The following is a 26841-nucleotide window of genomic DNA, read 5'->3' as shown; positions in this document are numbered from 1 at the left end:
AGGTGATCACGGGGTCGGTGGGGTGCGGATGACGAGCACGGCAGCGGCCGGCTCCCCGGCGACGGCGGCGTAGGTGTGCTCGCCGTCCGCGGGCCACTGGGTGGCCTCGCCGGTGCCGAGGTCGGCCTCGTGCCCGCTGCGTCCGGCCCGGACGGTCCCGCGGGTGACGAGCAGGTGCTCCACCACCCCGGGACCGTGCCCGGGGGACACGTGCACCGCCCCCGGGACGAGTGCCAGCGCGTACACCTCGACGGTGCCGTGGTCGTCGGTGGTGGTCTCCAGCAGGCGCACGGTGATGCCGGGGCCGGCGAGCTCGGCCCCGGGGTGCTCGGCGAGCAGCCGGGACAGCGGCACGGCGAGGGTGTCCGCGAGCGCGTACAGCGTGGACAGGGTCGGGTTGCGGCTGCCGTTCTCGATCTCGGACAGCGACCCCTTGCCGATCCCGGCCCGCTCCGCGAGGACCCCGAGGGAGAGACCGCGTGCGCTCCGGGCCGCCCGCACCCGTGCGCCGAGGGCCGTGCGCAGCGCCCCGTCGTCCACCGGGCGACTGTAGCCGGGGCCGGTCGGCACGAGGCCCCTGTGCCCGGGCTATCCGGCCGGGGTGCCGCGACCACGCGGGGGACCGGGTGTTCCGGGGTCGCGCACCGCGGTGGCCGCGGAGAAGCGTGCCGGGAGCGCCGTGACCTGGTCCCGCAGATCCTCCACGTCCCAGAGGTCTCGGCCGTCCGGTTCGCGGAAGGCCGGCGTCACCAGACCGGCCCTGGCCCAGCGGTGCAGTGCCCGCGGGCTCAGGGCCAGCCTGGTCGCGGCCTCGCCGGTGGTCACCAGTCGCACCGGGTGCCGCCGCCGGTCAGGCCGCGGCGGGTGCCGTGGCGCGGGCGGTCAGGCGGCCGACGATCAGGCTGCAGCCGTAGCCGAGCGCGACCGAGCCGACCACGAACGACAGCAGCATCACCGTGAACGGGCCGGTGGGCAGCGAGAAGTCGGTGCCGGAGGCGCCGCTGAGCAGGCCGAACGCCGCCGTGGTGGCGAACCCGACGACCGAGCCGGGCACGAACCCCAGCGCCGGCACGAGCGCACCGAGGATGAACACCGCGGTCATCCCACCGATGATCAGGCCCAGCAGGGCGGGGTTCGTGGTGAGTCCCGCCAGGATCAGCATGACGGTGCCGGTGACGATGCCCCAGATGTTCGTGGCGAGGGCGGTGACCAGCGCGGGCCGGTCACCACCGGCCGCGAAGAAGGTCGCGGCACCCAGGAACGTGGCCGGCACGAACAGGCCGAGACCGGAGAGCGGGCCGAGGTAGAGGTACGCGATCACCGCCCCGGCGACGCCGATCACCAGGGCCAGAGCGACGGGCAGCTTCATGGGACGGACCTCCCGGTAGGGCCGCACCCGGCAGGCGCGGCGACCCACGCAGGATGAGCCGCCGTCGGTGCCCGTTCCAAGATCGCCGGGCCGGACGTCACCGCCTGTTTTCCGGACGACACGGTTCGGTCATCTTTGGTCCCGCCGGGGGCGTCCCGTGTATCGGCTGCAGAACATCCTGCTTACCGCCCGAAGAGAGTTCTGTTTACAGAACGGCGCGGTTAGAGTGGGCCCGTGGATCGTTCCTGGGCGCAACCGGTGTCGGTCGGGGTGGTCTCCGCGGTGATCGGGGTGACCAGCTCCTTCGCCGTCGTCCTCGCGGGGCTGTCGGCGGCCGGTGCCGACCCGGCGCAGGCCGCGTCCGGGCTGGTGGTGCTCACCGCCCTGATGGGGCTGGCGACGATCTGGCTGTCCCGCCGGTTCCGCCGCCCGCTGACGATCGCCTGGTCCACGCCCGGTGCCGCGTTGCTGGCCTCCACCGGCGCCGTCGCGGGCGGGTGGCCCGCGGCGGTCGGCGCATTCGTCGTCGTCGGCCTGCTGGTCGTCGCGACGGGGCTCGTGCGCCCGCTCGGGCGGCTCGTCGGCGCGATCCCGGCGCCGATCGCGCAGGCGATGCTGGCCGGGGTGCTGCTGCCGCTCTGCCTGGCACCGGTCCGGGCGCTGGTGGAGCGGCCGCTGCTCGTCGCGCCGATCGTGGTGCTGTGGGTCGTCCTGTCGTGCGTCGCGCCGCGCTGGGCCTCGCCGGCCGCGTTCGGGCTGGCGCTGGTGATCGTCATGGCCCTCGCCGACGGCTGGGGGTGGCTGCAGGCCCCGCGGATCGCGCTGACGGTGCCGTCGTTCTCCCTCGCCGCGGTGGTCGGGGTGGCGCTGCCGCTGTGGGTGGTGACGATGGCCTCGCAGAACGTGCCGGGCGTCGCGGTGCTCGGCGCGGCGGGCTACCGCGTGCCGTGGCGGTACGCGATGGTCCTCACCGGCGCCGGCACGGCGCTCGGCGCCCCGGCCGGGGCGCACGCGATCAACCTGGCCGCGATCACCGCGGCCCTGCCCGCCTCGTCCGAGGCCCATCCCGACCCGACCCGGCGCTGGATCGCCTGCCAGGCCAACGGCGTCACCTGCCTGCTGCTGGCCCCGCTCGCGACGACGCTGGCCGCCCTGGTCGCGGCCGCGCCGCCCGGGGTCGTGGAGTCCGTCGCGGGGCTCGCCCTGCTCGGCACGTTCGGTGCCGCGCTCGCCGGGGCCCTCGCCGTCGCCGACGGGACGCCGGACGCGGCCGTCGCGCGGGTGCCCGCGGCGGCCACGTTCCTGGTCTCGGCAGCCGGGGTCACGATCGCCGGGATCGGCGGGGCGTTCTGGGGGCTGCTCGCCGGGGTGGTGCTGCACCTGGCGCTGCGCCGACGCGTGGCGACCGCGTGAGGCGGGGGCTCAGCGGCGGAAGCCCTGCACCCGCACCTCGTCGGTCGGGGCGAACCGCCCCGCGGCGGCGTCGATGAGCGCGATCGTGCGGGCCGACTGCGCGCAGCCGAACCCGTACTTCGCGCGGACCCGCGAGTCGGCGATCTCCATGCAGGTGCGGCTGCGCGTGACGAACTCCGCCACCGGGTAGGTCGTGCCGGTGTCCAGGTGCTCGGTCACCACCAGCGACGGCGAGTAGTAGCTGACCTCGGTGCCGTCCGGCCAGCGGACGTCGAACATCATCTCGGGCACGGTCGTGCACGGTAGGCGGCCCGGATTGCCACCGTGTTGCGCGCGACGTCTACAGGATGAAGCCGAACAGCGGGCTGTCCGGCGGGATGGGCTCGATGTGCGGAGGAGCCTCCTGCATCCGCTTGAGCAGCGCGGGCAGGTCGTCCGGGGAGCCCAGCTCGATGCCGACCAGCGCCGGGCCGGTCTCCCGGTTGGAGCGCTTGGTGTACTCGAACAAGGTGACGTCGTCGTCCGGGCCGAGGACGTCGTCGAGGAAGCGGCGCAGCGCGCCCGGCTCCTGCGGGAACTCGACGAGGAAGTAGTGCTTGCGTCCCTCGAAGACCAGGGCGCGCTCGACGATGTCGGCGTAGCGCGAGACGTCGTTGTTGCCGCCCGAGAGCAGGCAGACCGTCGTCGCGTCGCGGGGGATGTCGAGCCGGTCCAGCGCCGCGGGGGACAGCGCCCCGGCGGGCTCGGCGATGATGCCGTCGGACTGGTAGAGCGCGAGCATCTCGACGCAGATCCGGCCCTCGGGCACCGCGAGCAGCTCCACGCCCGCATCGCGCACCACGTCGAAGGTGGCCGCGCCGACCTTGCGCACGGCGGCGCCGTCGACGAACGGGTCCAGCGTGCCCAGGTCCACCGGCTCGCCCGCGGCCACCGCGGCCGCCATGCTCGCCGCCCCGGCGGGCTCGACGCCCACGATCCGGGTCGACGGCGCGTGCTCGCGCAGGTAGGTGATGGCCCCGGCGAGCAGTCCGCCGCCGCCGACCGGCACGACCAGCACGTCCGGCGGGTCGGCCAGCTGGGACAGGATCTCGCGGGCGATGGTGCCCTGGCCCGCGACCGTGCGCGGGTCGTCGAAGGCGGGGACCTGGGTGGCGCCGGTGGACTCGGCGTCGGCGCGGGCGGCCGCGGCGGCCTCGTCGTAGGTGTTGCCGACCACCCGGATCTCGACGGCGTCGCGGCCCAGCCGCGCGACGCGGTCCCGCTTCTGGCGCGGGGTGGTGCCGGGCAGGTAGACCCGCCCGGTCACGCCGAGGCGCTGGCAGGCGAACGCGACGCCCTGGGCGTGGTTGCCGGCGCTGGCGCAGACGACGCCGGCGAGACGGTCGGCCTCGGGCAGCTGCGCGATCAGGTTGTACGCGCCGCGGATCTTGTACGAGCGGACCGGCTGGAGGTCCTCGCGCTTGACCCAGACCTCGCCGCCGAGCGCGTCGGACAGGCGGGGGTTGAGCTGCAGCGGGGTCGGGCCGATGACGGCGCGGAGCCGGGCCGCCGCGTCGTCGACGTCCCGGGCGCTCACAGAGGTGGTCACGGTCGACCAGGGTGTCATGACCCCCGGTCGGGGCCGCTGCTCACCCCAGGCGCAGGGTGACCCGCTCGGTCTCGGCGCGCCGGTCCAGGGCGGCGGGGTCGGCGGCCGGGTTCACCGTCTGGACCAGCGACGCTCCCGCCGCGAGGACGGCGAGCAGCCCGTCGCGCAGGCCGTCGGTGCTGTCCCAGCCGATGACCGACAGCACCCGGGCGCCCGCGGTGATGCCCAGCGCGTCCGCCCGCTCCCGGGCCGTGGCCAGCACCTGCTCGCCGCTCGCGCCGTCCCAGGCCGGGGCCGCGCCGTCGACCGGGTCCCAGGGGACGAACTCGTCGCCGTGCGCCCGGACCTCGGTCGCGAAGTCGACGGCCCCACCGGGCAGGTCGCCCAGGCCGCGGCCGAAGAAGTCCAGCGAGAACGCGACGACCGTGCCCGCGCCGGCGGCGAGCGCCAGGTCGAGCCGCGCCGCGTCGGCGAGGACGACGTCGGCCCCCGCCGGGTCGCCGACGAGCTCCGCGCCGCAGGACCAGACGGCGAGCAGCGCCGCGACGGTCTGCCAGTGCGCGGGCAGCAGTGCCGCCACCCGGGTGCCCGGCTCGACGTCGACCTCGTCGCGCAGCAGGTTCGCCGCCTTCGCGGTCCAGTTCGCGGTCGTCGTGCCGGACAGCTCGGTCCGCTCGCCGGTCGCGTCGTCGTAGTGGGTGACCAGCGGGCGCGGGGCGGCGGCGCCGAGCGCCGGGCCGAGCAGCGCGTCGGTGAGGAACAGGCCGGAGCCGAAGACGGTGTCCATCGCCCCGGAACGCTACGTCAGTCGATGCACGGGACCCCGCCCGCGGTGATCGGCGGGGTCGACGGTGCCGGGGCGGCGGCGGGCGCGGCCGCCGCGGCGCTGGTCCGGCCGCCGTTCGCGCGGTCGGTGCCGAGCAGGACCTGCACCCGGCCCTGGGCGACGGCGTCGGACTGCTCGACGCCGATCCCGCCCAGCGCGTCGGCGACCCGGCGGGCGGCGGCGTCGCCGTCGGCCTGGCTGTAGCGGACCACCGAGGTGGTGCGGTCCGGGGCGTTGCCGACCTCGCCGGGGGTGAACCCGTTGCGGCCCAGGGTGTCGGCGACCTGCGCCGCGAGCCCGGTCACCCCGGACCCGTTCGCCACGTCGGTTACGACCGGCGGCGCCGCCTCCGTGGAGGTCGCGGCGGCCTCCTCGGGCTCGGGCTCGGTGTGGCGGGCGACGAAGTCGCGGACCTCGGCGGGGTCGACCAGCAGCACGTCCTTGCCGCCGGTGGTCTCCGGGCCGCCGGTGGGGATGGTCAGGAAGTCCATCTTCCCGGCGGCGATCGACGACGCCTCGCGGGCGAAGCCGAGCAGGTCCCAGCCGCTGTCGATGACGACGGACTGCTGGATCACCTCGACCAGCGCGCCGAGCTTGCGGGGGTCGGTGAGCGTGCCCGAGGAGAGGACCTTGTTGGCGACGGCGGCGAGGAACACCTGCTGGCGGTTGATCCGTGACAGGTCCCCGCCGGCCAGGCCGTGCCGCTGCCGCACGAACGCGAGCGCGTCGGCACCGGAGATCGTCTGCGGGCCCGCGGGGAAGTCGGCGCCGGAGAAGGCGTCCTTGGCCGGGGCCTTCAGGCAGACGTCGACGCCGCCGACGGCGTTGGTGAGGTTGTAGAAGCCGAGCAGGTTGACCTCGGCGAAGTGGTCGATGGCCAGCCCGGTGAGGTCCTGCACGGTGTCGATCAGCGCCTGCCGGCCGGCCTGCGAGGAGTCCTGGTCGATCTGCCGGGGGTCGCGCACGCCCTCGGCGACGAGCCGGGACGCGGTCTGTGCCTTCGTCTGCGGGTACGCCGCGTTGATCTTGTTGCGGCCGATCCCGGGGATCGACACCTCGGAGTCGCGCGGGATGGAGAACGCGGTCGCGCTGCCGCCGTCGGCGGGCAGGTGCACGACGATGATGGTGTCGGAGTTGAGGACGCCGGACTCGGCGCCGCTGCGCAGCTGGGCCAGGACGTCGGCGGGCAGCGGGTTGCCCTGCGCGTCGGTACGGCTGTCCACACCGACCAGCAGGATGTTCTGCTCGCCCCCGGCGGAACCGCCGAACAGCAGGTTCGTCGTGGTGATGCCGCCGGTGACGTCGCGGTAGAGGGTCCACGCGGCGCCGGTGAGCAGCACCGTCAGCGCGGACAGCACGGCGACGGCGAGACGCAGCCGGGCCAGCAGCCCGCGGCCTCGGGTCGGCCGTCCGCCGGTGCGCCCGTCGCGCGCCGGGTACGGCGGGTGCTCGTCGGGGCTGGCCCCGGCCCGGCTCCAGCCGGCGGAGCCCGCCGGTCGCCCGCGTGCGGCGCCGGTGTCGAGGCGGACGCGGGGCGAGCGGGACCGGACGTCGGGGGCGGTGGGGCGGCCGGATCGCCGGGCGGCGGCGCGCTCGGCGGCCGACGGGCGGGAGCGGTCCCGGTAGCTCTCGCCCATGCTCGCTCCCCTCGGGGTCCGTCTCGTCCACGCAGCCGTGTCTCACCCGGACGGGGGAGTCCGGTGAACCCGGGCGCGGGCCGTGCGTCTCCAGGACCGGACACCCCGGTCGGGACCAGGGTGCAGCATCGGGGCCCGCGCCGGGGGGCGCGCGGGGCTGCGTGTCGGGTCGCTCGCCCGGTCGTCGTAGGGGGTCGGGACTTGAGGGTGACGCACGGGTGCGGCGTGTCGCCGCAGTTCGGGGGCGGTCCGGCTGTTGGGGTTACGGTCTCGCTATCATCGTGCGGTGACGGAGTGTGATCTTCGCTGGCGCGAACGGGCGGTGCCGGACGGTGCCGCCGGGCACGGTCGCGCCGGCGCTGGCTAGGTTGCGGGACATGCGCCGGGTGGACGGAGAAGGGCGGGGAGGCCAGGTGGCCGACGACGTGCGGTCCTACGGCGACGAGGTCGCCGTCGTCACGGTGACCTACTCGCCGGGCGCGCTGCTGGACACCTTCCTCGACTCGCTGCGCGGTGCCACGACCCGGACGGACGTCCCGGTCGTCCTGGCCGACAACGGATCCGTCGACGGTGCCCCGGAGCGCGCGGCCCGCGAGCGGGACCACGTGACGTTCCTGCCGATCGGGGAGAACGTCGGCTACGGCGCCGCCGCCAACCGCGGGGTCGCCTCGCTGCCCGACCGCTACGGCTGGGTCGTCGTCGCGAACCCGGACCTGGAGTGGGGCGCCGGGTCGCTCGACATCCTGCTCGACGCCGGCCGTCGGCACCCCCGTGCCGGGTCGCTCGGCCCGCTGATCCGCGAGCCGTCCGGCGAGGTCTACCCCTCCGCGCGCGAGGTCCCGTCGCTGCTGGCGGGCGCCGGGCACGCCGCGCTCGCGCCGGTCTGGCCCGCCAACCCGTGGACCGCGGCCTACCGGCGCAGCCGCGAGGACCTGACCGAGCGGGCGGCCGGCTGGCTGTCCGGGTCGTGCCTGCTCCTGCGGCGCGCCGCGTTCGACTCCGTCGACGGTTTCGACCCGCGCTACTTCATGTACTTCGAGGACGTCGACCTGGGGGAACGCCTGGGGCTCGCCGGATGGCGAAACGTGTACGTCCCCGGTGCCGATGTCGTACACGTGGGCGGAGCGTCCACGGGCAAGCCGGGGGTGTCGGCACGGATGCTCGCCGAGCACCACCGCAGTGCCTACCGGTACCTGGCCGACCGCCACCGCGGTCCGGCGCGCGCACCGCTGCGTGCGGCCCTGCGTGCCGGCCTGGCCGTGCGCTCGGGTCTGCTGCGGCGGACCGGCTGAGCGCGAACGAGAAGAAGGAACCTGAGGGGGAACCTGCATTGCAGGACGTCGAGGCGGTCGTGCTGGTCGGGGGCAAGGGCACCCGGCTGCGGCCACTGACCCTGTCGGCGCCCAAGCCGATGCTGCCGACGGCGGGGGTGCCGTTCCTGGCGCACCTGCTGTCGCGGATCCGGGAGGCGGGCATCCGGCGGGCCGTGCTGGGTACGAGCTACCTGGCCGAGACCTTCGAGGAGCACTTCGGCGACGGCTCGTCGCTGGGGCTGGACCTCACCTACGTGACCGAGACCGAGCCGCTGGGCACGGGCGGGGGCATCCGCAACGTGGCCGGCAAGCTCTCGGCCGAGCACGTCATGATCTTCAACGGCGACGTGCTGGCGGGCACCGACCTGACCGCCGTCGCCGACACCCACCGGAGCACCGGTGCCGACGTGACGCTGCACCTGGTGCGGGTGCAGAACCCGCGGGCCTTCGGCTGCGTCCCCACCGACCCGACCGGCCGGGTGCTGGAGTTCCTCGAGAAGACCGAGGACCCGCCGACCGACCAGATCAACGCCGGGTGCTACGTCTTCCGTCGCGAGGTGATCGACACGATCCCCGCGGGCAGGCCGGTGTCGGTGGAGCGCGAGACGTTCCCCGACCTGCTCGCCTCCGGGGCGCACGTGCAGGGCCACGTCGACGTCGCGTACTGGCGCGACATGGGCACCCCCGGCGACCTGGTGCACGGCTCGGCGGACCTGGTCCGTGGGGTCGCGCCCTCGGCGGCGCTACCCGGCCCGACAGGCGAGTCGATGGTGCTGGAGGGGGCCGAGGTGGCCGCCGACGCGTTCGTGTTCGGCGGGACGACCGTCGGCCGCGGCGCCCGGATCGGCTCCGGGGCCCGGGTCGAGGGCTCCATGCTGTTCGACGGCGCGGTGGTCCGGGCCGGAGCGGTCGTGGAGAACTCGGTGATCGGGGCCGGCGCGGTCGTCGAGGAGGGCGCGAGCATCCGCGACACCGTGGTCGGCGACCGGGCCGTGATCGGCGCGCACTGCGAGCTGCGGCACAACATGCGGGTGTGGCCGGACGTCACGCTGCCGCCCCACGGGGTCCGGTTCTCGCCCGACGTGTGACCATCGGGGGCGTGGACGCGGTCGCCGTGGTGGTGGACCGGGAATGGCGGCCGCCGTTCCCGCTCGACCTGCACGGCGTGCTGGCCCCGCTGCGCCGCGGCCGGGGCGACCCCACCTGGCGCACCGCCGTCGACGGTGCCGTGATCTGGCGGGTCTCGACGACGCCTGCCGGCCCCGCCACCGTCGCGATCCGCCGCCGGGCCGACGGGAGCCCGCACGGCACCGTGCGGGCGACCGGCTGGGGACCGGGCGCGGCCTGGGAGATCGACCGGCTGCCGTCGCTGCTGGGGGCCGACGACGACCCGGCGGCGTTCGTGGCGCACCACCCGCTCGTCGCCGACGCGCACCGGCGCCGCCCCGGCCTGCGGCTGGGCTCCACCGGCCGGGTGTGGGACGCGCTGCTGCCCGCGGTGCTGGAACAGAAGGTCACCGGCACCGAGGCGCGCCGCAGCTTCCGCGAGCTCGCCCGGCGCTTCGGTGACCCTGCGCCGGGGCCCGTCGGGGTGGTGCCCGCCGGGATGCGGGTGCCGCCGACGCCCGAGCAGGTCCGGGCGATCCCGGAGTGGGAGTGGCACCGGGCCGGCGTCGACCACGCGCGCCGGACGGCGATCCTGCACGCCGCCGTCGTCGCCCACCGGCTGGAACGGGCCGTCGAGCTGGGCGGGGAGCAGGGCCGGGTGCTGCTGCGCCGGGTCCGCGGCATCGGGGTGTGGACGGCCGCGGAGACCGCCCAGCGCGCCTGGGGCGACCCGGACGCGGTCAGCTTCGGCGACTTCCACGTGCCCAACACCGTCGGCTGGGCACTGCTCGGCCACGACCTCGACGACGCCGGGATGCTCGAGGTGCTCGCCCCCTACGTCCCGCAGCGCCAGCGCGCGGTGCGCTACATCGAGGCGTCCGGGTTCCGCCGCCCCCGGTTCGGGCCGCGGTTCTCCCCGCGCGACTACCGCTCGTTCTGACCGACGTAGGGTCGTACCCGTGAAGGTCACCGTACTGGTCGGCGGCGTCGGCGGGGCCCGCTTCCTGCAAGGCGTGAAGGTCGCGCTCGGACTGCCCGCGGTCGGCGCGGGGGAGTCCGAGCACGAGATCTCCGCCGTGGTCAACGTCGGCGACGACATCTGGCTGCACGGGCTGCGGGTCTGTCCGGACCTCGACACCGTCATGTACACCCTCGGCGGCGACATCGACGTCGAGAAGGGCTGGGGCCGCTCGGACGAGACCTGGTCGGTCAAGGCCGAGCTGGAGGCCTACGGCGCCGACGCGACCTGGTTCGGGCTGGGCGACCGCGACGTCGCCACCCACCTCGTCCGCACCCGGATGCTGCGTGCCGGCTACCCGCTCTCCCAGGTCACCGAGGCGCTCTGCCACCGCTGGCAGCCCGGGGTGCGGCTGCTGCCCGCCACCGACGACCGCGTCGAGACCCACGTCGTGATCGACAACCCCGACCCGGCCGCGGTCGAGGAGACCCCGCAGGTCGCGATCCACTTCCAGGAGTGGTGGATCCGGCACCGGGCCGCCCCGAAGGCGTACCGCTTCGCCTCGGTCGGCGCCGACCAGGCCGCGATCCTGCCCGACGCCCGGGCCGCGATCGCCGAGGCCGACGTCGTGCTCGTCGCCCCGTCCAACCCGGTCGTGTCGATCGGCACCGTCGTCTCGGTGCCCGGGGTCGCCCAGGCCCTCGCCGCGACGCCCGCGAAGATCGTCGGGCTGTCCCCGATCGTCGGCGGCGCCCCGGTGCGCGGCATGGCCGACGCCTGCCTGACCGCGATCGGCGTCGAGACCAGCGCCGAGGGCGTGGGCCGGCACTACGGCGGCCGCGGCGAGGGCGGCCTGCTCGACGGCTACCTGGTGCACACCGGTGACGCCGCGACCGTGCCCGGCGCGACCGTGCGCGAGGTGCCGCTGCTGATGACCGACCACGACGCGACCGCCGACATGGCCCGCGCCGCGTTCGAGCTGGCGGGCGTCGGTGTCTGACGGGGCCGACGGGGCCGACAGGGCCGACGTGGCCGGCGGATTCCCCGACCACGCGTCGCAGAAGCTGGAGATCCTCCCGGTCCCCGGGCTGCCGGAGTTCCGCCCCGGCGACGACCTCACCGCCGTCCTGGCCGAGCGGATGGCCTGGCTGCGCGACGGCGACGTCGTGGTGGTCACCAGCAAGGTGTTCTCCAAGGTCGAGGGCAGGCTGGTGCCGGCCCCCTCCGACGACGAGGAGCGCGACGCGCTGCGTCGCAGGCTGGTCGACCAGGAGACCGAGCGGGTGGTGGCCCGCAAGGGCCGGACGCTGATCGTGGCCGGGAAGCTCGGCATCGTGCAGGCCGCCGCGGGCATCGACGGCTCCAACGTCCGCCGCGACGAGCTCGCCCTGCTGCCCGTCGACCCGGACGCCAGTGCGGCCGGGCTGCGCGCGGGGCTGGCCGAGCGGCTCGGCGTCGAGGTCGGCGTCGTCGTCACCGACACCCTGGGGCGCAGCTGGCGGGTCGGCCAGACCGACATCGCGATCGGCGCGGCCGGGCTGCCGGTGCTGCACGGCTACTCCGGCGCCGTCGACGGCCAGGGCAACGACCTGGTCGTCACCGAGATCGCCGTCGCCGACGAGATCGCCGCGGCCGCGGACCTGGTGAAGGGCAAGCTCGGCGGGCTGCCGGTGGCGGTGCTGCGCGGCGCGGCCCTGCCCGACGACGGCTCGACCGCCCGCGACCTGATCCGGCCGATCTCCGAGGACCTGTTCTGGCTGGGCACCGAGGAGGCGATCGACCGCGGACGCCGCGAGGCGGTCCTGCTGCGACGCAGTACCCGGGACTTCGCCGAGGAGCCGGTCGACGCCGACGCCGTGCGCCGCGCGGTGGGCGTCGCGCTGACCGCACCCGCGCCGCACCACAGCACCCCGTTCCGGTTCGTGTGGCTGCGCGACGCGGCGCGGCGCACCGCGCTGCTCGACGCCCTGCGCGAGCGCTGGCGTGCCGACCTGGTCGCCGACGGGCGCCCGGCCGACGAGGTGGAACGCCGCCTCGCCCGCGGGGACCTGCTGCGCCGCGCCCCGGAGCTGGTGCTGGCGTTCCGGTCCACCGCGGGGATGCACGGCTACCCGGACGCGGCCCGCAACGCCGCCGAGCGGGACATGTTCACCGTCGCCGGCGGGGCGGCGGTGCAGTCCCTGCTGGTCGCGCTGGCCGCGGAGGGCCTGGCGTCCTGCTGGGTCGGCTCGACGATCTTCGCCGCGGACGTCGCCCGCCGGGTCCTGGACCTGCCCGAGGACTGGGCGGCGCTCGGCGCGGTCGCCGTCGGCGTGCCGGTCGAACCGATCGCCCCGCGCGAGCCCCGGCCGGTCGGCGACGGCCTGCTGGAGCTGTGAGCCCGTGGTAGCCCCGGCGACGGCCGCCCGCGAGCTCGCTGCCTGGACCCCGCCCGACGCCGGCCAGCGGGCTCTGCAGCACGCGCTGCTGGCCTTCCTGGACGCGCGCCCGGACGACGCCTGCGACCGCTCCTGCGTGCCCGGCCACCTCACCGCGTCGGCGTTGCTGCTCGACGCGACCGGCGAGCACACGCTGCTGACCCTGCACCCGCGGGTCGGGCGCTGGATCCAACTGGGTGGGCACTGCGAGCCCGGCGACGGCTCGCTGCGCGCCGCGGCGCTGCGGGAGGCCACCGAGGAGTCCGGGATGGCGGGACTGGAGATCGGCGAGCACCCGCTGCACGTCGACGTCCATCCGGTCACCTGCTCGCTCGGCGTCCCGACCCGGCACCTCGACGTGCGCTACCTGGTCCGCGCCCCGGCCGGGGCGACCCCGCGGATCAGCGACGAGTCGCTCGACCTGCGCTGGTGGCCGGTCGACGCCCTCCCGGACGACGACGACACCGTCGCCACGATGGTCGCCGCCGCCCGCTGACCTGCGACCCCGCCGGCTCCACCGGCGGCGTCCGCGCGCGGAACCGGGGCCCGCGCGTCACAGCACGCGCGGACCCCGAACTCGCGCGCGAACCGTGGAGCGGCGAGCGGGGCTCAGAGGCTGCGCCAGAAGAACAGCTCGGAGTAGCCGAGCTGGAACAGCTGCTGGTCGCCGCCGGCGGCGCCGAAGAGCAGCTGGGTGACGGCGAAGAACAGCGCGCTCACCCCGGGCACGAACAGCAGCAGGGCGAGCAGCACGAACGGTGCCCAGGGCCGGACCCGCTCGCCGAGGCGCAGTGCCGGCACGGACAGGTACGGCTCCAGCACGCCCCAGCCGTCGAGGCCGGGCACGGGCAGCATGTTCAGCACGAACGCGATGATCTGGAACCAGGCGAGCGCGGACAGTCCCGCCGCGACCGGCAGCGGCATCCCCGGGAACGCGGCCACCGTGATGATCAACACGATGCCCAGGACGAGGTTCGCCGCGGGGCCCGCCAGCGAGACCGCGCTGCGCCGGGCCCGCGACCGCAGCGCCCACTGGTTGATCCACACCGCGCCGCCGGGCAGCGGCAGCCCGCCGATCAGCAGGATGATCAGCGGTAGCACCAGCGACAGGCCGGGATCGGTGTAGCGCCGCACGTCGAGGGTGAGGTAGCCCTTGGCCGCGACCGAGGTGTCCCCGCCGCGGTAGGCGGTGATGGCGTGCCCGTACTCGTGCAGGCACAGCGACACCACCCAGCCGCCGAGCACCATGACGAAGATCCCGAGGGTCGCCAGGGCCTGCGACTGGGCGGGGACGGCGGCGGCAGCGAGAACACCACCGAGCAGGGTGACGCCGAGGATCAGCAGGAACCAGGGGCTGATGCGGCGTGTCAGGGACGGCACGTACCCATACTCCATGTCGGAGGAAACGTCCGCGCGCGACCCTTCACTCAATCGGCAGAGCCGGCTTGCACAGAGCGAGTGTCAGCGCTGTACTTACAGCGGTGTCATTCGCCAGTGCGTTGCGGGGAGGTGGGCGAGTGGACGACGTCGAGGGGTTCATGCGGATGCTGCGGCCGGTGGAAGCCGAGCCGGTGGGGGCGGTCGAACGACCCGGCCAGGAGATGGCCGACTACGACCAGGTCGCCCAGATCCTGGACCTGAGGGGCCTGCTGGACGACGGCTCCGCCGAGGAGGTGCCGGACTGGCAGGAGCGCGCGCTGTGCGCCCAGACCGATCCGGAGGCGTTCTTCCCCGAGAAGGGCGGCTCCACCCGGGAGGCCAAGCGCATCTGCTCCGGCTGCGAGGTCCGCGCCGAGTGCCTGGAGTACGCGCTGGCCCAGGACGAGCGCTTCGGCATCTGGGGCGGGCTGAGCGAGCGGGAGCGTCGTCGCCTCCGCCGGGCCGCAGTCTGAGCGGAGCGAAGAGCGCAGACAGCACCGCAGTCTGCGATTCGCCCGCGGGGGAACGAACACGCTGCGGGGGAACGAGCACGGGGCCGGTCGCCGTCACGGTGACCGGCCTGTCGTCGTACCGGGGGGCGGTGGTCGCCGGTCCGCCGGGGCAGCCGTACCGCGCCGCTCAGCCGCCGTCGACGGCGTCGGGCTCGATGTTGAGGTACTCCGCGACCTGTTCGACGAGCACCTCGTGCACGAGGTCGGCGAGGTCCTCGCCGTTGCGCGCCCTGGCCTCGAGCGGGCGGCGGTAGAGCACGATCCGCGCCCGGGTCGGCATCCCGGCGGAGTCGACCCCGGCCGGGACGAGGTGCGCCAGCGGGACGCCGACGTCGGCCAGCACCCCGGTGCCCCACACGATCTCGTCGGGCGAGGTGCGGTCGACCGACGGCACGTCGTCGACGGCGAGGTCGAGGTCGACCAGCTCCGGGCCCCAGCGCGCCTCGATCGGCTCGAGCGCCTCCAGCACCTTCGCGTCGAAGCGTTCGGCGCGGGTGCGGAAGGCCGGCGTCGACACCGGGTACATCAGGCCGCGCAGGCCGCGTCCACGCCGGTCCCGCCGGCGCGGGCTGCGCGGCGGCCGGCGGTCGTTCTCGGGGCGAGCGGTGGGCACCACGGCATTCTAGGACCCCGTGCCCCGTCGAGGGGCGACCCGCGACCGCGGCGGGCGGACCGTCCGCCGAGCGGGGTGCGCGTCGCAGTACGGCGGGGGGCCTGCGACGGGCTATCGTCGACGACGTGTTGAGTGTGCGGAGATGTTCACGGACGGGCTGCACCGAGCTCGCCGTCGCCACGCTCACCTACGTCTACGCCGACTCGACCGCCGTCGTCGGCCCGCTGGCCACGCAGGCCGAGCCGCACTCCTACGACCTCTGCACCGGGCACGCGCACAACCTCACGGCACCCCGCGGGTGGGAGGTCGTCCGGTTCGAGGGCGAGTTCGCCCAGCCCCAGCACAGCGGTGAGGACCTCACCGCGCTCGCCGACGCCGTCCGCGAGGCGGGCCGGGTGGACCGGCCGGTCGAGGTCGTCGCACGGCCGGGTGGCACGGGGCGGCGCGGGCACCTGCGGGTGCTCCCGAAGCCCGAGGACGGCTGAGCCCCCACGGGGTGAGGAGACCTGCGCGGACGGGTGACACGACTGCGCTAGGGTCGTGCGTCGTGCCCGACCTCTCGGCGATCGTGAAGGCCTACGACATCCGCGGTGTCGTCGGTGATCAACTGGATGAGTCCACCGCGCGTGCACTGGGTGCGGCGACGGCGCGGCTCGTGGCGGGCGACGACCCGGCGCCGTCGGCGGTGGTCGTCGGGCGGGACATGCGGGACAGCTCGCCCGCGTTGGCGGCGGCGTTCGCGGACGGGGTGACCGGGCAGGGGCTCGACGTCGTCGACATCGGGCTCGCGAGCACCGACATGCTCTACTACGCCTCCGGCTCGCTGGACCTGCCCGGCGCGATGTTCACCGCGAGCCACAACCCGGCCGCCTACAACGGCATCAAGCTGTGCCGGGCCGGCGCCGTCCCGGTCGGTCAGGACTCCGGTCTCGCGACGATCCGCGACGAGGCGGCCCGCTTCCTCGATTCCGGGGTCCCCGAGGTCAGGTCCCCGGGGACCGTGCGCACCGAGGACATGCTCGACGGCTACGCGCGTCACCTCCGCGGCCTGGTCGACCTGACCTCGCTGGACGCGTCCCCGGAGCTGACCGTCGTCGTCGACGCCGGGAACGGGATGGGCGGGCACACCGTCCCGACCGTGTTCGACGGCCTGAACGTGCGCGTCGTCCCGCTGTACTTCGAGCTCGACGGGAACTTCCCGAACCACGAGGCGAACCCGCTGGACCCGGCGAACCTGGTGGACCTGCAGAAGCGGGTCGTCGCCGAGGGCGCGGACCTCGGCCTGGCCTTCGACGGCGACGCCGACCGCTGCTTCGCCGTCGACGAGCAGGGCGAGGCGGTGAGCCCGAGCGCGATCACCGGTCTGGTCGCGGCCCGTGAGCTCGCCAGGGCGCACGCGGCGGGGGAGTCCGACGTCGTCGTGATCCACAACCTGATCACCTCGCGGGCGGTCCCCGAGCTGGTCGCCGAGCACGGCGGCCGCGCGGTCCGCACCCGGGTCGGGCACTCGTTCATCAAGCAGACGATGGCCGAGACCGGCGCGGTGTTCGGCGGCGAGCACTCCGCGCACTACTACTTCCGCGACTTCTGGAAGGCCGACTCCGGGATGCTCGCGGCGCTGCACCTGCTGGCCGCGCTCGGCGAGCACCGGGCGGCGGCCGACGGCGCGACGGTGTCCGGGCTGATGGCCGACTACGACCGCTACGCCGCCTCCGGCGAGATCAACTCGACGGTCGAGGACCAGGCGGCGCGGGTCGCCGAGATCGAGCGCGTCTTCGGCGCGCGCGACGGGATCGAGCTCGACCGGCTGGACGGGCTGACGGTCTCGCTGCCGGACGGCTCGTGGTTCAACCTGCGGGCCTCGAACACCGAGCCGCTGCTGCGGCTCAACGTCGAGGCGGCGGACGCCGCGGCCGTCCGTGCCCTGGTCGACGAGGTGCTGGCGGTCGTGCGCGCCTGATCGCACGACCCCGCACACCTGCGGTGACGGCGTCCGTACCCGGTCGGCTGCCGCGGAGTGTCGGTACCGAGTGGCAGCATCGAGAGCGCGAGATGACGACGAGGAGAACCGTGGCCCTACAGCTCGACCCCCAGCTGCTGGAGATCCTGGCCTGCCCGTGCGACGCGCACGCGGTCCTGACCCCGGGTGAGGACCGGCTGACCTGCACGGCGTGCGGTCGCGCGTTCCCGGTGACCGACGGGATCCCGGTGCTGCTCCTCGACGAGGCGCTGCCCGGTACCGGGCCGGCGCGGGACGGACGGGACGACGGGTGAACGGGGTGCTCGACGACACGCTGCTGGCCGATCCCGAGGAGCTGGCGGCGCGGGACACCACGGGCGTCCTGCGGGCCGCCGCGACCGCGGGCGCCCAGGTCCGGTCCGCGCTGTACACCGCGGGCCAGGCCGGGCTGGACCGGCTGCGCGGGCACCGTCCCCGCGCACTGGTGCTCCTGCGCCGGCCCGGCGTCTCCGGGGCGGTGGCCGACCTCGTCACGGCCCTGCTCACCGACCGCTGTCCGGTTCCGGTCGTGGCCGCCGAGCGGATGCCGGGCTGGATCGGGCCGCTGGACGTCGTCGTCGCGCACTCCACCGACCCCACCGACCCCGAGCTGGCGGAGTCGGTCTCCGTCGCGGTGCACCGCGGCGCCGAGGTCGTGCTCTCCGCGCCGGACTCCGGGCCGGTCGCCCAGGCGGGCGCCGGGCGCGCCCGGCTGGTCGAGCCACGCATCCCGCTGCCCGAGGGCCTCGGGTTCGCCCAGGCGCTGACGGTCGCGCTGGTCGCCGTCGCCGAGCTGGACCTGCTGCCCGGGATGCGCAGCGAGGAGGTCCCGGCCCGGCTCGAGGCGCTGGCCGACGCGCTCGACGCCGAGGCCGAGCGCTGCCAGCCCGCGCACGAGCCGTTCGTGAACCCGGCGAAGGCGCTCGCGCTGCGGCTGGCCGAGCGGACCCCGCTGCTGTGGGGGGTGGACCCGGCCGCCGCCGCGGTGGCCCGGCACGGCGCGCTGGCGCTGGCCACCCACGCCGGTGTCGTCGCGCACGCCGACGGGCTCGCACAGGCCGGCACCCTGGCCGGGCTGCGCGTCGCCGTCGACCTGTCCGAGCGGGGCGGGGGCGACATCTTCCACGACCCGTTCGACGACCCGGCCCCCGGTGGCGACGCGCCGCCGCCGCGCCTGGTGCTGCTCGGCACGGGTGAGGAGGACCCGCAGGCGGTGAGCCGCCGGGTGCTCGGCCGGGAGTGGCCGAACGCCGACCTGGCGCACCCGGTCGACGAGATCCCGCGCGGCACCCGCGACGCGGCGCTGTTGCGTGCCGGCGTCCTCGCCCTGCGTGCCGACATCGCCGCCGTGTACCTCGGCCTGGCGACCGGCGCCACCCTGATCACCTGACCCCCGCGCACCTGACACCGGGAGACCCGTGGAACTGCTGGAGAACCCGATCCGCACCTACGCCTGGGGTTCGCGGACGGTCATCGCCGAGCTGCTCGGCGAGCCCGTCCCGTCACCGCACCCGCAGGCGGAGCTGTGGCTGGGCGCGCACCCGGCCGCCCCGTCGACGGTCGCCGGGGGCAGCCGCCCGCTGCACGAGCTCATCGCTGCGGACCCGGTCGCCGCGCTCGGCCCGGGACGCGACCGCTGGGAAGGGCGGCTGCCGTTCCTGCTGAAGGTGCTGGCGGCCGAGGAGCCGCTGAGCCTGCAGGCCCACCCGAGCCTGGAGCAGGCCCGCGAGGGCTGGGAGCGGGAGAACGCCGCGGGGATCGCGGTGGACGCGCCGGACCGCAACTACCGCGACGCCCACCACAAGCCGGAGCTGATCTGCGCGCTGACCGAGTTCGTCGCGCTGGTCGGGTTCCGCGAGCCGGCCCGCACGGTGGAGCTGCTGCGCGCCCTCGACGTCCCCGAGCTCGCCACCTACACCGAGCTGCTCGCCGGTCAGCCGTGCCCGGACGGGCTGCGCGCACTGTTCACCACCTGGATCACGCTGCCCCAGTCGGTGCTCGACGGGCTCGTCCCGGCCCTGCAGGACGGCGCGATCAGGCTGCTGGAGCGCGGCACCGCCCCGGAGTGGACCGGCGAGGCGAAGACCACGCTCGACCTGTCCGAGCGCTATCCCGACGACGCGGGTGTGCTCGCCGCGCTGCTGCTCAACCGGATCACCCTGGCCCCCGGCGAGGCGCTGTACCTGCCGGCCGGGAACCTGCACGCCTACCTGTCCGGGGCGGGCATCGAGGTGATGGCCAACTCCGACAACGTGCTGCGCGGCGGCCTGACGCCCAAGCACGTCGACGTGCCGGAGCTGCTGCGGGTCCTCGACTTCACCGCCCCGCCGCCCCCGGTCCGCACCCCGGCCCCCGACCCGGGTGCCGACGGCTGGCAGCGCTACGACGTGCCGGTGGAGGAGTTCCTGCTCCGCCGTGCGGTCACCGAAGGCCGGGACAAGCTCGACGTGCCCGGCACCGGCGCCCGCATCCTGCTGTGCGTCGACGGTGACGCCGCGGTCGAGGCCGGCGGCGGCGTCGTCGAGCTGCCCCGCGGCCGTGCGGTGTTCCTCTCCGCGACCGACAGCGGCGCCGTCCTCACCACCGGCGAGCACGGCGCCACCGTCTTCCTGGCGGGCGACGCCCTGTAGCACCGCCCGCACTCGCGGGCAGCGCTGTCGCACCGGCGGCTCATCCGCGGCGGGCCCGGTCCCCCTCGGTGGCCGCGGCGACGGCCGCTGCCACCTCGGCGAACGCGGCCACCGGGTCCGCGGCGGCGGCCGCGGAGAAGAAGCGCTCCAGCCCCTGTGCCGCCGCGGCGGCGTTGGCCTCGGCCCGCGGGAACATGGTCGCCTCGTAGCGGGCGACCGCCGCGTCGAGATCGTCCGGGGTGGCGGCGATCTCCCGGGCCAGGTCGGCGGCGTCGAGCATGGCGGAGTTGGCGCCCTGCCCGGAGAACGGCGACATCAGGTGGGCGGCGTCGCCGATCAGGGTGACGCCCGGGGCCGGCTCCCACCGGTGCCCGACCGGCAGCATCTCCAGTGGCCGGTCGATGATCCGGTCGTCGCAGCGGACGATGAGCTCCCGCAGCTCGGGGGCGGCGTCGCCGAACGCGTCGAGCAGCACGGCGCGGGCGGCCGCCGGGTCGTCGAGCACCCCGCCGGTGCTGCCGAGCCCGTGTGCGGCGGCCCACCCGCGCTCCCGGTGGAACCCGGCGTACACGCGGGCGGAGCCGTCGGCGAGTCGCTGGCTGATCAGCGCCCGCCCGGTGGCGCGGGCGCTCATGGAGCCGCGGCCGACCAGGTCGTCGAGCCCGGGGAACGCCGACGGCGTGACCCGCAGCTCGACGAAGGTGACCCCGGCGTAGGACGGCGTCGCGTCCGACAGCAGCGGGCGGACCCGGGAACGTGCCCCGTCCGCCCCGACGACGAGGTCCGCGGTGATCCGGTCGCCGCCGGGCGCCCCGCCGGGTGCCCCGTCGAGTACGGCGTCGAGTCGTCCGTCGTCGCGGTGCTCGACGTGGTCGAGCCGGGCGCCCCAGCGCACCGTGCCGGGGCCGAGCGACCCGAGGAGCAGGGTGCGCAGGTCGCCGCGGTCGATCTCGGGGTTGAACGTCTCGCCGGGCGCGGCGCGCTCGTCGAGCAGGACGGTCCCGTCGAGGGCGAGCATCCGCATGTCCTGACCCTCGGGCCGGGAGATGCGCAGGAACTCCTCGAGCAGGCCGGCGGCGTCGAGCGCGATCTGTCCGCTGTCGCGCTGCATGTCCAGGGTGCCGCCCTGGTCGCGGGTGGCGATGTCGGTCTCGCGCTCGAGGACGGTGACGGCGATGTCGTGGCGCTGCAGGACGCGGGCGAGGGTCAGGCCGCCGGGGCCGGCCCCGACGACGAGGACGTGCGGAGCGGTGCTGGTGGTGTCGGTCATGACGCCGACTGTAGATGAAGCGACTACAAAAGTGTAGTCACTCAACTTTCAGAGTGACTGCGCTAACCTGTCGCCGTGACCACGCCCGGACGCCGCGAACGCAAGAAGGCCGCCACCCGCCAGGGCATCGCGGACGCCGCACTGCGGCTGTTCCTCGACCGAGGCTTCGACGAGGTGACCGTCGCCGAGATCGCCGAGGCCGCGGACGTCTCGGTCACCACGCTGTTCAAGCACTTCGGCAGCAAGGAGGCGCTGCTGTTCGACGAGGACGGGGCGCAGGAGGCCGAGCTGGTGGCCGCGGTGCGCGACCGTGCGCCGGGGACCGACGTCGTCGACGGGCTGCAGGCCTGGCTGCTCCGGCGCGTCGACGGGCCGCCGTCGGACCGGCGGCCGGGCTCGGAGGAGCTGGAGCGCTTCCGCAGGATCACCGACGCGGCGCCGAGCCTGCGCGACCACGCACGCCGGATGTGGGCCCGCCACGAGGCCGCGCTCGCGGCGGAGCTGGCCCGCGACGCCGGGCGGGGCGAACCGTCACCGGCGGACCGGGTGCTCGCGCACGTCGTCGTCGGGATCCCGCCGCTGCTGCGCGAGCAGGCCGGCCGGGCCCGCGAGCACCTCGACGCCGCGTTCGCGCTGATCCGCCACGGCTACGACGCAGCTCGGTAGGTGAGGCGGCCCGGCAGGTGAGGCGGACCGGTAGGTGAGGCGGCTCGATGGGTGATGCTGCTCAGTAGGTGTCGGGCGCCCGGTGGTGCTCGAAGATCAGTGACGTGCGGGTGCCCGCGACCTCGGCCCAGGCGTTGAGCGTGCCGACCAGGTCGCGCAGTGCCACGGTGTCGGCGGTCGCGACCCGGATCATGTAGTCGTCCTCGCCGGCGAGGAAGTACACGTCGCGGACCTCGGGGCGCCGGGACACCCGGGTCACGAACTCGGCGAGCCGGTCGCGGGCGTCGGACTGCAGACGGACCGAGATCATGGCCTGCAGGGGGTGGCCGGTCGCCGCCGGGTCGACGTCGGCGTGGTACCCGCGGATCACCCCGCTCTCGCGCAGTGCCCGGACCCGGCCCAGGCACGTCGACGGGGCGATTCCCGCCCCCGCCGCGAGTGAGTTGTTCGGCGTCCGGGCATCCCGCTCCAGCTGGCGCAGCAGGGCGCGGTCGACCCCGTCGAGCCGAACAGGGTTCGACGACGGCGGCCTCTTCCGCGGCGTCGACGAAGGATCGTCGTTCATGAGTCACCTCAGAGAATCTTGTTCAGTTCTGTTGGCAGCTTATCGATGTTTCTTCACCATTGATGCAGGACAGGGCCCCGAGCGGAGGAGAAGGACATGCGCGTCGCAGTGCCGAAGGAGACCAAGGACAACGAGTTCCGGGTGGCGCTCACGCCCGCCGGGGTGCACGAGCTCGTCGGACGGGGGCACGAGGTCGTCGTCGAGCACGACGCCGGTGCCGGGTCCGCGATCTCCGACGCCGACTTCAAGGAGGCCGGGGCGCACATCGTGTCCGACACCGCCGAGGTGTGGGGCTCGGCCGAGCTGCTGCTCAAGGTGAAGGAGCCCATCGAGTCCGAGTACGGCTTCCTCCGGCCCGACCTGACGCTGTTCACCTACCTGCACCTGGCCGCGTCGCGCGCCTGCACCGACGCGCTCCTGTCGGCGGGGACGACCTCCATCGCCTACGAGACCGTCACCGACTCCCGCGGCAGGCTGCCGCTGCTCGCCCCGATGAGCGAGGTCGCGGGCCGGCTCGCCCCGCAGGCCGGCGGCTACCACCTCATGCGCTCGGCCGGCGGGCGCGGCATGCTCCTGGGCGGCGTCCCGGGCGCCCCGGGCGCCGAGGTCGTCGTGCTCGGGGCCGGTGTCGCGGGGGCGAACGCCATCGCCATCGCCGCCGGCATGCGCGCGAAGGTGACCGTGCTCGACGTCGACGTCGACAAGCTCCGCGCGATCGACGAGCAGTACGGCGGGGCCGTGCGCACCCAGTACTCCACCGCGCTGTCCGTACGCGAGGCGGTGACCGCCGCCGACCTCGTGATCGGCGCGGTCCTGCTGCCCGGGGCCAAGGCGCCGACCCTGGTGTCGAACGAGCTCGTCTCCCAGATGCGGCCCGGCGCCGTGCTCGTCGACATCGCGATCGACCAGGGCGGATGCTTCGAGGACTCGCGGCCGACCACCCACGCCGACCCGACCTACCGGGTGCACGACACGATCTTCTACTGCGTCGCGAACATGCCCGGCGCGGTGCCGCACACCTCGACCCGCGCGCTGACCAACGCCACGATGCCGCACGTGCTGCGCCTGGCCGACCAGGGCTGGCGGGCCGCGACCGAGGCCGACCCGCACCTGGCCGCGGGCCTGTCGACCCACGCCGGGACGCTGCTGTCGCACGAAGTCGCGCAGGCCCACGGGCTGCCGCACGGCACCGTCTGACCGGGAGCGGTTCGGCGGCGCAACACCATCGTGACCTTAAATCCGGACCCGGATTCGTGACGCAGGCCGCAATGCGGTCGTAGTTTCACCGGCCATGACGGTCACGAGCCGTGGTGGCGGCATGTTCCGCACCAAGACGGTCGAGCAATCCATCCGGGACACCGACGAGCCGGACACCCGGCTGAAAAAGGACCTCGGGACGATCGACCTGATCGTCTTCGGAGTCGCGGTGGTCATCGGCGCCGGCATCTTCACCCTGGCCGCCAGCACGGCCGGCAACATCGCGGGACCGGCGGTGTCGCTGTCGTTCGTGCTGGCGGCGGTCGCCTGCGGTCTGGCCGCGCTCTGCTATGCGGAGTTCGCCTCGACCGTGCCGGTCGCCGGCAGCGCCTACACCTTCTCCTACGCCACCCTGGGCGAGTTCATCGCCTGGATCATCGGCTGGGACCTGGTGCTGGAGTTCGCGGTCGGCTCGGCCTACGTCTCGAAGGGCTGGTCGGAGTACCTGGCCCAGACCCTCGGCCTGCTCGGCATCGAGGTGTCGACCTCGTTCGAGCTGGGGAGCTTCTTCTCCTTCGACTGGGGCGCGCTGCTGCTCGTCGTCGTCCTGGCGTTCCTGCTCTACCGCGGCACGAAGCTGTCCAGCCGGGTCAGCCTGGTGATCACCACGATCAAGGTCGCGATCGTGCTGTTCGTGATCATCCTGGGTGCGTTCTTCATCAACGCGGCGAACTACACCCCGTTCGTCCCGGAGCCCGCGCCCGGCAGCGTCGACACCGGCACCGGCATCCAGCAGTCGCTGCTGTCGTTCTTCGGGGGCGCCTCGTCGAGCGTCTTCGGTGTCTACGGGGTGTTCGCCGCCGCCGCAATCGTGTTCTTCGCCTTCATCGGCTTCGACGCCGTCGCCACGACCGCGGAGGAGACGAAGAACCCGTCCAAGGCGCTGCCGCGCGGCATCCTCGGCTCGCTCGCGATCGTCACCGTGCTCTACGTCGCCGTCGCGCTCGTGATCACCGGCATGGTGCCCTACACCGACCTGGCCACGAAGCCCGACGGCACCCGCGCCACGCTGGCCACCGCCTTCGCCTCGCTGGGCATCAACTGGGCGGCGACGATCATCGCCATCGGTGCGCTGCTCGGTCTCACCACGGTCGTCATGGTGCTGATGCTCGGCCAGATCCGCGTCATCTTCGCGATGTCGCGCGACGGGCTGCTGCCGACCGCGCTGGCGAAGACGAACCGCTTCGGCACCCCGGGGCGTGCCACCTGGCTGATCGGCGTCGTCATCGCCCTGGTCGCGACGTTCTTCCCGGCCCAGGACCTCGAGCAGATGGTCAACATCGGCACGCTGTTCGCGTTCGTGCTGGTCTCGATCGGCGTGGTGGTCCTGCGCCGGACCCGGCCGGACCTGCCGCGCGGCTTCCGCGCCCCGCTGGTGCCGCTCGTGCCGATCCTGGCCGTGCTCGCCTGCGTCTGGCTGATGCTGAACCTGTCGGTCGAGACCTGGCTGCGGTTCATCATCTGGATGGTCATCGGCGTGGTCGTGTACCTCGCCTACTCGCGGAAGAACTCGATCCTCGGTCGTCGCGAGCGCGGTGACCTGCCCGCCCAGGCGTCCTCCTCGGACTGACCCGACCCGCTCCACGACGGCGGCGCACCCGGACCGGGGGCGCCGCCGTTCCGCGTCAAACGGACTTTCCGTATCTTTCCCGCCATGACGGCCAGAAGCCCGAACAGTGGGATCTTTCGTACGAAATCGGTCGAGCAGGCGATCCGGGACACCGAGGAACCGGAGTTCCAGCTCAAGAAGGCCCTCGGCCCGGTCCAGCTGACGATCATGGGGATCGGTGTCCTGATCGGCACCGGCGTGTTCGTGCTGGCAGGGGAGGCGGCGGCGCTCTACTCGGGCCCCGCGGTGTCGCTCTCGTTCCTCATCAGCGGGATCGTGTGCGCGCTCGCGGCGCTCTGCTACGCCGAGTTCGCCTCCACCGTGCCGGTGGCGGGCAGCGCGTACACGTTCTCCTACGCCTCGATGGGTGAGTTCATCGCCTGGATGATCGGCTGGGACCTCGTCCTGGAGTTCACCCTCGGCGCGGCCACGGTGTCGAAGGGCTGGGGCGGCTACTTCGACACGGTGATGGCGAGCATCGGGCTCCCGGTGCCCGACGCCGTCTCGGCCGGACCCGGCGGCGGTGGGATCGTCGACCTGCCCGCGGTGTTCATCGCGCTGTTGATGATGGCCGTGCTGATCGTCGGCATCAAGCTGTCGGCCTGGGTCAACGCCACGGTCACCACGCTCAAGCTCGTGATCGTCGCCGGGATCATCGGCATCGGTGTCTTCTTCGTCTCGGGCGAGAACTGGATCCCGTTCGTCCCCGAGTCCCGGCCGGCCGACTACTCCACCGCGGCGGGCACCCCGCTGATCATGGACCTGTTCGGCATCGACACGGCGTTCGGCCTGACCGGCGTCTTCACCGCCGCCGCGCTGGTCTTCTTCGCCTACCTGGGCTTCGACATCGTCGCGACGCTGTCGGAGGAGGTGCGGGAGCCGCAGCGCACGATGCCGATCGGCATCATCGCCTCGCTGACCATCGCCACCCTGCTCTACATCATCGTGTCGCTGGTCTACACCGGGATCCTGCCCTACGAGCAGCTCGGGGTGGAGGCGCCGGCCGCGGCGGCGATGGCCGCGACCGGGCTGCCCGCGGCGGAGTTCATCATCTCCTTCGGCATCCTGATCGGCCTCACCGTCGTGATCATGACGCTGATGCTCGGCCAGACTCGCGTCGCGTTCGCGATGAGCCGCGACCGGCTGCTGCCGCCGTGGCTGGCCCGGGTGCACCCGCGGTTCCGCACCCCGTACCGGCTGACGATCATAACCGGCGTCTCGGCGGCCCTGATGGGCGGCTTCCTGGAGCTCACCGAGCTGGGCCAGCTGGTCAACATCGGCACCCTGGCCGCGTTCGTGCTCGTCTCGATCGGCGTGATCGTGCTCCGCAAGCGCCGCCCGGACCTGCCCCGCACGTTCAGGGTGCCGTTCATGCCGGTGCTGCCGATCGTGTCGGCGGTGGCCTGCTTCGGCGTGGCGCTGTTCCTGCCGGCCGACACCTGGATCCGGTTCTTCGGCTGGATGGCGCTGGGTGCGGTCCTGTACTTCGTCTACGGCCGTAGGCGCTCGCGGCTGGCCACCGGCCAGTCGCTGGCCGAGATCGCCGCCGAGTCCCGCGGACGCAAGGCCCCGCAGCAGTCCGAGCAGTAGTCGATCCGAGACACAGTCGATCAGTACCTGAGCGCTGTCCGGCCGGACCGCGGCAGCGCTCAGGTACTGCTGATCACGGGGTC

The 26841-nt window shown here is 74.3% G+C and carries 28 protein-coding genes; 17 read left to right on the top strand and 11 right to left on the bottom strand.

The genetic code is table 11. From position 1 onward, the window contains the following. Positions 1-6 precede the first annotated feature (6 nt). Genes FVA95_RS04400 through FVA95_RS04390 form a run of 3 tightly spaced genes read right to left on the bottom strand, consistent with a single transcriptional unit; the run spans position 7 to position 1369 of the window. The gene (locus FVA95_RS04400; protein ID WP_149663045.1) at positions 7-540 is read right to left on the bottom strand and encodes a helix-turn-helix transcriptional regulator; all 534 of its coding nucleotides are present in this window, start codon (positions 538-540) and stop codon (positions 7-9) included. 48 nt (positions 541-588) lie between these two features. Next, positions 589-825, bottom strand: coding sequence for a MerR family DNA-binding transcriptional regulator (locus FVA95_RS04395; protein ID WP_149663044.1), 237 nt, complete (start codon positions 823-825; stop codon positions 589-591). 25 nt (positions 826-850) lie between these two features. Further along, entirely contained in the window at positions 851-1369 is a 519-nt protein-coding gene (locus FVA95_RS04390; RefSeq protein ID WP_020627729.1) for a DUF1097 domain-containing protein, read from the bottom strand. A 234-nt stretch (positions 1370-1603) separates the two neighbouring features. Here FVA95_RS04390 and FVA95_RS04385 point away from each other — a divergent pair, with 234 nt between their 5' ends. Further along, positions 1604-2782, top strand: a complete 1179-nt coding sequence (locus FVA95_RS04385) for a benzoate/H(+) symporter BenE family transporter (RefSeq protein WP_149663043.1) — start codon at positions 1604-1606, stop codon at positions 2780-2782. A 9-nt stretch (positions 2783-2791) separates the two neighbouring features. Here FVA95_RS04385 and FVA95_RS04380 read toward each other — a convergent pair whose 3' ends face one another. Genes FVA95_RS04380 through FVA95_RS04365 form a run of 4 tightly spaced genes read right to left on the bottom strand, consistent with a single transcriptional unit; the run spans position 2792 to position 6833 of the window. Then, entirely contained in the window at positions 2792-3064 is a 273-nt protein-coding gene (locus FVA95_RS04380) for an MSMEG_0570 family nitrogen starvation response protein (protein ID WP_226360665.1), read from the bottom strand. A 58-nt stretch (positions 3065-3122) separates the two neighbouring features. Continuing rightward, the gene (gene ilvA / locus FVA95_RS04375) at positions 3123-4388 is read right to left on the bottom strand and encodes a threonine ammonia-lyase IlvA (RefSeq protein WP_370460829.1); all 1266 of its coding nucleotides are present in this window, start codon (positions 4386-4388) and stop codon (positions 3123-3125) included. 22 nt (positions 4389-4410) lie between these two features. Then, complete coding sequence (locus FVA95_RS04370) at positions 4411-5157, bottom strand: TIGR03089 family protein (RefSeq protein WP_149663042.1); 747 nt, start codon at positions 5155-5157, stop codon at positions 4411-4413. 17 nt (positions 5158-5174) lie between these two features. After that, positions 5175-6833 (bottom strand): LCP family protein, encoded by a 1659-nt coding sequence (locus FVA95_RS04365; RefSeq protein ID WP_240051264.1) that lies wholly within the window; start codon positions 6831-6833, stop codon positions 5175-5177. 377 nt (positions 6834-7210) lie between these two features. On the opposite strand from FVA95_RS04365, the gene FVA95_RS04360 reads away from it, so the two are divergent. From FVA95_RS04360 to FVA95_RS04335, 6 genes are read left to right on the top strand one after another with little or no spacing between them, the layout of a single operon-like run. Beyond that, complete coding sequence (locus FVA95_RS04360; protein WP_149663041.1) at positions 7211-8125, top strand: glycosyltransferase family 2 protein; 915 nt, start codon at positions 7211-7213, stop codon at positions 8123-8125. A 38-nt stretch (positions 8126-8163) separates the two neighbouring features. Beyond that, positions 8164-9234 (top strand): sugar phosphate nucleotidyltransferase, encoded by a 1071-nt coding sequence (locus FVA95_RS04355; protein WP_020625544.1) that lies wholly within the window; start codon positions 8164-8166, stop codon positions 9232-9234. A gap of 11 nt (positions 9235-9245) precedes the next feature. Then, positions 9246-10193: a DNA-3-methyladenine glycosylase gene (locus tag FVA95_RS04350; protein WP_240051263.1), complete on the top strand. Its 948-nt coding sequence runs from the start codon at positions 9246-9248 to the stop codon at positions 10191-10193. Between the two features lie 19 nt (positions 10194-10212). Further along, a complete protein-coding gene (gene cofD, locus FVA95_RS04345; RefSeq protein WP_149663040.1) occupies positions 10213-11211 on the top strand; it encodes a 2-phospho-L-lactate transferase in 999 nt (332 codons plus the stop codon). 28 nt (positions 11212-11239) lie between these two features. Next, on the top strand, positions 11240-12589 hold the full coding sequence (locus tag FVA95_RS04340) for a coenzyme F420-0:L-glutamate ligase (protein ID WP_149663069.1): 1350 nt from the start codon (positions 11240-11242) through the stop codon (positions 12587-12589). A gap of 4 nt (positions 12590-12593) precedes the next feature. Next, a complete protein-coding gene (locus FVA95_RS04335; RefSeq protein ID WP_020627715.1) occupies positions 12594-13124 on the top strand; it encodes an NUDIX hydrolase in 531 nt (176 codons plus the stop codon). A gap of 113 nt (positions 13125-13237) precedes the next feature. Here the strand turns inward: FVA95_RS04335 and FVA95_RS04330 are convergent, their stop codons facing one another. Continuing rightward, complete coding sequence (locus FVA95_RS04330) at positions 13238-14008, bottom strand: site-2 protease family protein (protein WP_149663039.1); 771 nt, start codon at positions 14006-14008, stop codon at positions 13238-13240. 221 nt (positions 14009-14229) lie between these two features. Here FVA95_RS04330 and FVA95_RS04325 point away from each other — a divergent pair, with 221 nt between their 5' ends. Continuing rightward, complete coding sequence (locus FVA95_RS04325) at positions 14230-14520, top strand: WhiB family transcriptional regulator (protein WP_043282017.1); 291 nt, start codon at positions 14230-14232, stop codon at positions 14518-14520. 166 nt (positions 14521-14686) lie between these two features. On the opposite strand, the gene FVA95_RS04320 is transcribed toward FVA95_RS04325, so the two are convergent. Next, positions 14687-15172 carry a metallopeptidase family protein gene (locus FVA95_RS04320; RefSeq protein WP_193564294.1) on the bottom strand — a complete coding sequence of 162 codons (486 nt, stop codon included), beginning with the start codon at positions 15170-15172 and terminating at the stop codon, positions 14687-14689. A gap of 134 nt (positions 15173-15306) precedes the next feature. Between FVA95_RS04320 and FVA95_RS04315 the strand changes: the two genes are divergently transcribed. The 5 genes from FVA95_RS04315 (at position 15307) to manA (ending at position 19801) form a co-directional block, all read left to right on the top strand. Further along, positions 15307-15657 carry a DUF3499 domain-containing protein gene (locus FVA95_RS04315; RefSeq protein WP_020627719.1) on the top strand — a complete coding sequence of 117 codons (351 nt, stop codon included), beginning with the start codon at positions 15307-15309 and terminating at the stop codon, positions 15655-15657. A 62-nt stretch (positions 15658-15719) separates the two neighbouring features. After that, complete coding sequence (locus FVA95_RS04310; RefSeq protein WP_149663038.1) at positions 15720-17132, top strand: phosphomannomutase/phosphoglucomutase; 1413 nt, start codon at positions 15720-15722, stop codon at positions 17130-17132. 110 nt (positions 17133-17242) lie between these two features. Beyond that, a complete protein-coding gene (locus FVA95_RS04305) occupies positions 17243-17446 on the top strand; it encodes a Trm112 family protein (protein WP_149663037.1) in 204 nt (67 codons plus the stop codon). Further along, the gene (locus tag FVA95_RS04300) at positions 17443-18561 is read left to right on the top strand and encodes an SIS domain-containing protein (protein WP_060710668.1); all 1119 of its coding nucleotides are present in this window, start codon (positions 17443-17445) and stop codon (positions 18559-18561) included. The genes FVA95_RS04305 and FVA95_RS04300 overlap by 4 nt, the downstream gene beginning before the upstream one ends. Before the next feature lie 28 nt (positions 18562-18589). Further along, a complete protein-coding gene (gene manA / locus FVA95_RS04295; RefSeq protein WP_149663036.1) occupies positions 18590-19801 on the top strand; it encodes a mannose-6-phosphate isomerase, class I in 1212 nt (403 codons plus the stop codon). A gap of 40 nt (positions 19802-19841) precedes the next feature. Here the strand turns inward: manA and FVA95_RS04290 are convergent, their stop codons facing one another. After that, positions 19842-21071: an NAD(P)/FAD-dependent oxidoreductase gene (locus FVA95_RS04290; RefSeq protein WP_149663035.1), complete on the bottom strand. Its 1230-nt coding sequence runs from the start codon at positions 21069-21071 to the stop codon at positions 19842-19844. 75 nt (positions 21072-21146) lie between these two features. On the opposite strand from FVA95_RS04290, the gene FVA95_RS04285 reads away from it, so the two are divergent. Further along, on the top strand, positions 21147-21737 hold the full coding sequence (locus tag FVA95_RS04285) for a TetR/AcrR family transcriptional regulator (RefSeq protein WP_149663034.1): 591 nt from the start codon (positions 21147-21149) through the stop codon (positions 21735-21737). Positions 21738-21798: 61 nt separating this feature from the next. On the opposite strand, the gene FVA95_RS04280 is transcribed toward FVA95_RS04285, so the two are convergent. Continuing rightward, the gene (locus FVA95_RS04280) at positions 21799-22302 is read right to left on the bottom strand and encodes an Lrp/AsnC family transcriptional regulator (RefSeq protein WP_020623597.1); all 504 of its coding nucleotides are present in this window, start codon (positions 22300-22302) and stop codon (positions 21799-21801) included. Between the two features lie 96 nt (positions 22303-22398). Between FVA95_RS04280 and ald the strand changes: the two genes are divergently transcribed. The 3 genes from ald (at position 22399) to FVA95_RS04265 (ending at position 26758) form a co-directional block, all read left to right on the top strand. Next, positions 22399-23499 (top strand): alanine dehydrogenase, encoded by a 1101-nt coding sequence (ald, locus tag FVA95_RS04275; RefSeq protein WP_149663033.1) that lies wholly within the window; start codon positions 22399-22401, stop codon positions 23497-23499. 94 nt (positions 23500-23593) lie between these two features. Beyond that, on the top strand, positions 23594-25129 hold the full coding sequence (locus FVA95_RS04270) for an amino acid permease (RefSeq protein ID WP_149663032.1): 1536 nt from the start codon (positions 23594-23596) through the stop codon (positions 25127-25129). A gap of 84 nt (positions 25130-25213) precedes the next feature. Beyond that, entirely contained in the window at positions 25214-26758 is a 1545-nt protein-coding gene (locus FVA95_RS04265) for an amino acid permease (protein ID WP_149663031.1), read from the top strand. Positions 26759-26841: the final 83 nt, after the last annotated feature.

Origin of the sequence: Pseudonocardia sp. EV170527-09, from assembly GCF_008369905.1 — a bacterium.
In the GTDB taxonomy this organism is placed as follows: Bacteria; Actinomycetota; Actinomycetes; order Mycobacteriales; family Pseudonocardiaceae; genus Pseudonocardia.
This window is presented reverse-complemented; position numbering and strand designations above follow the sequence as displayed.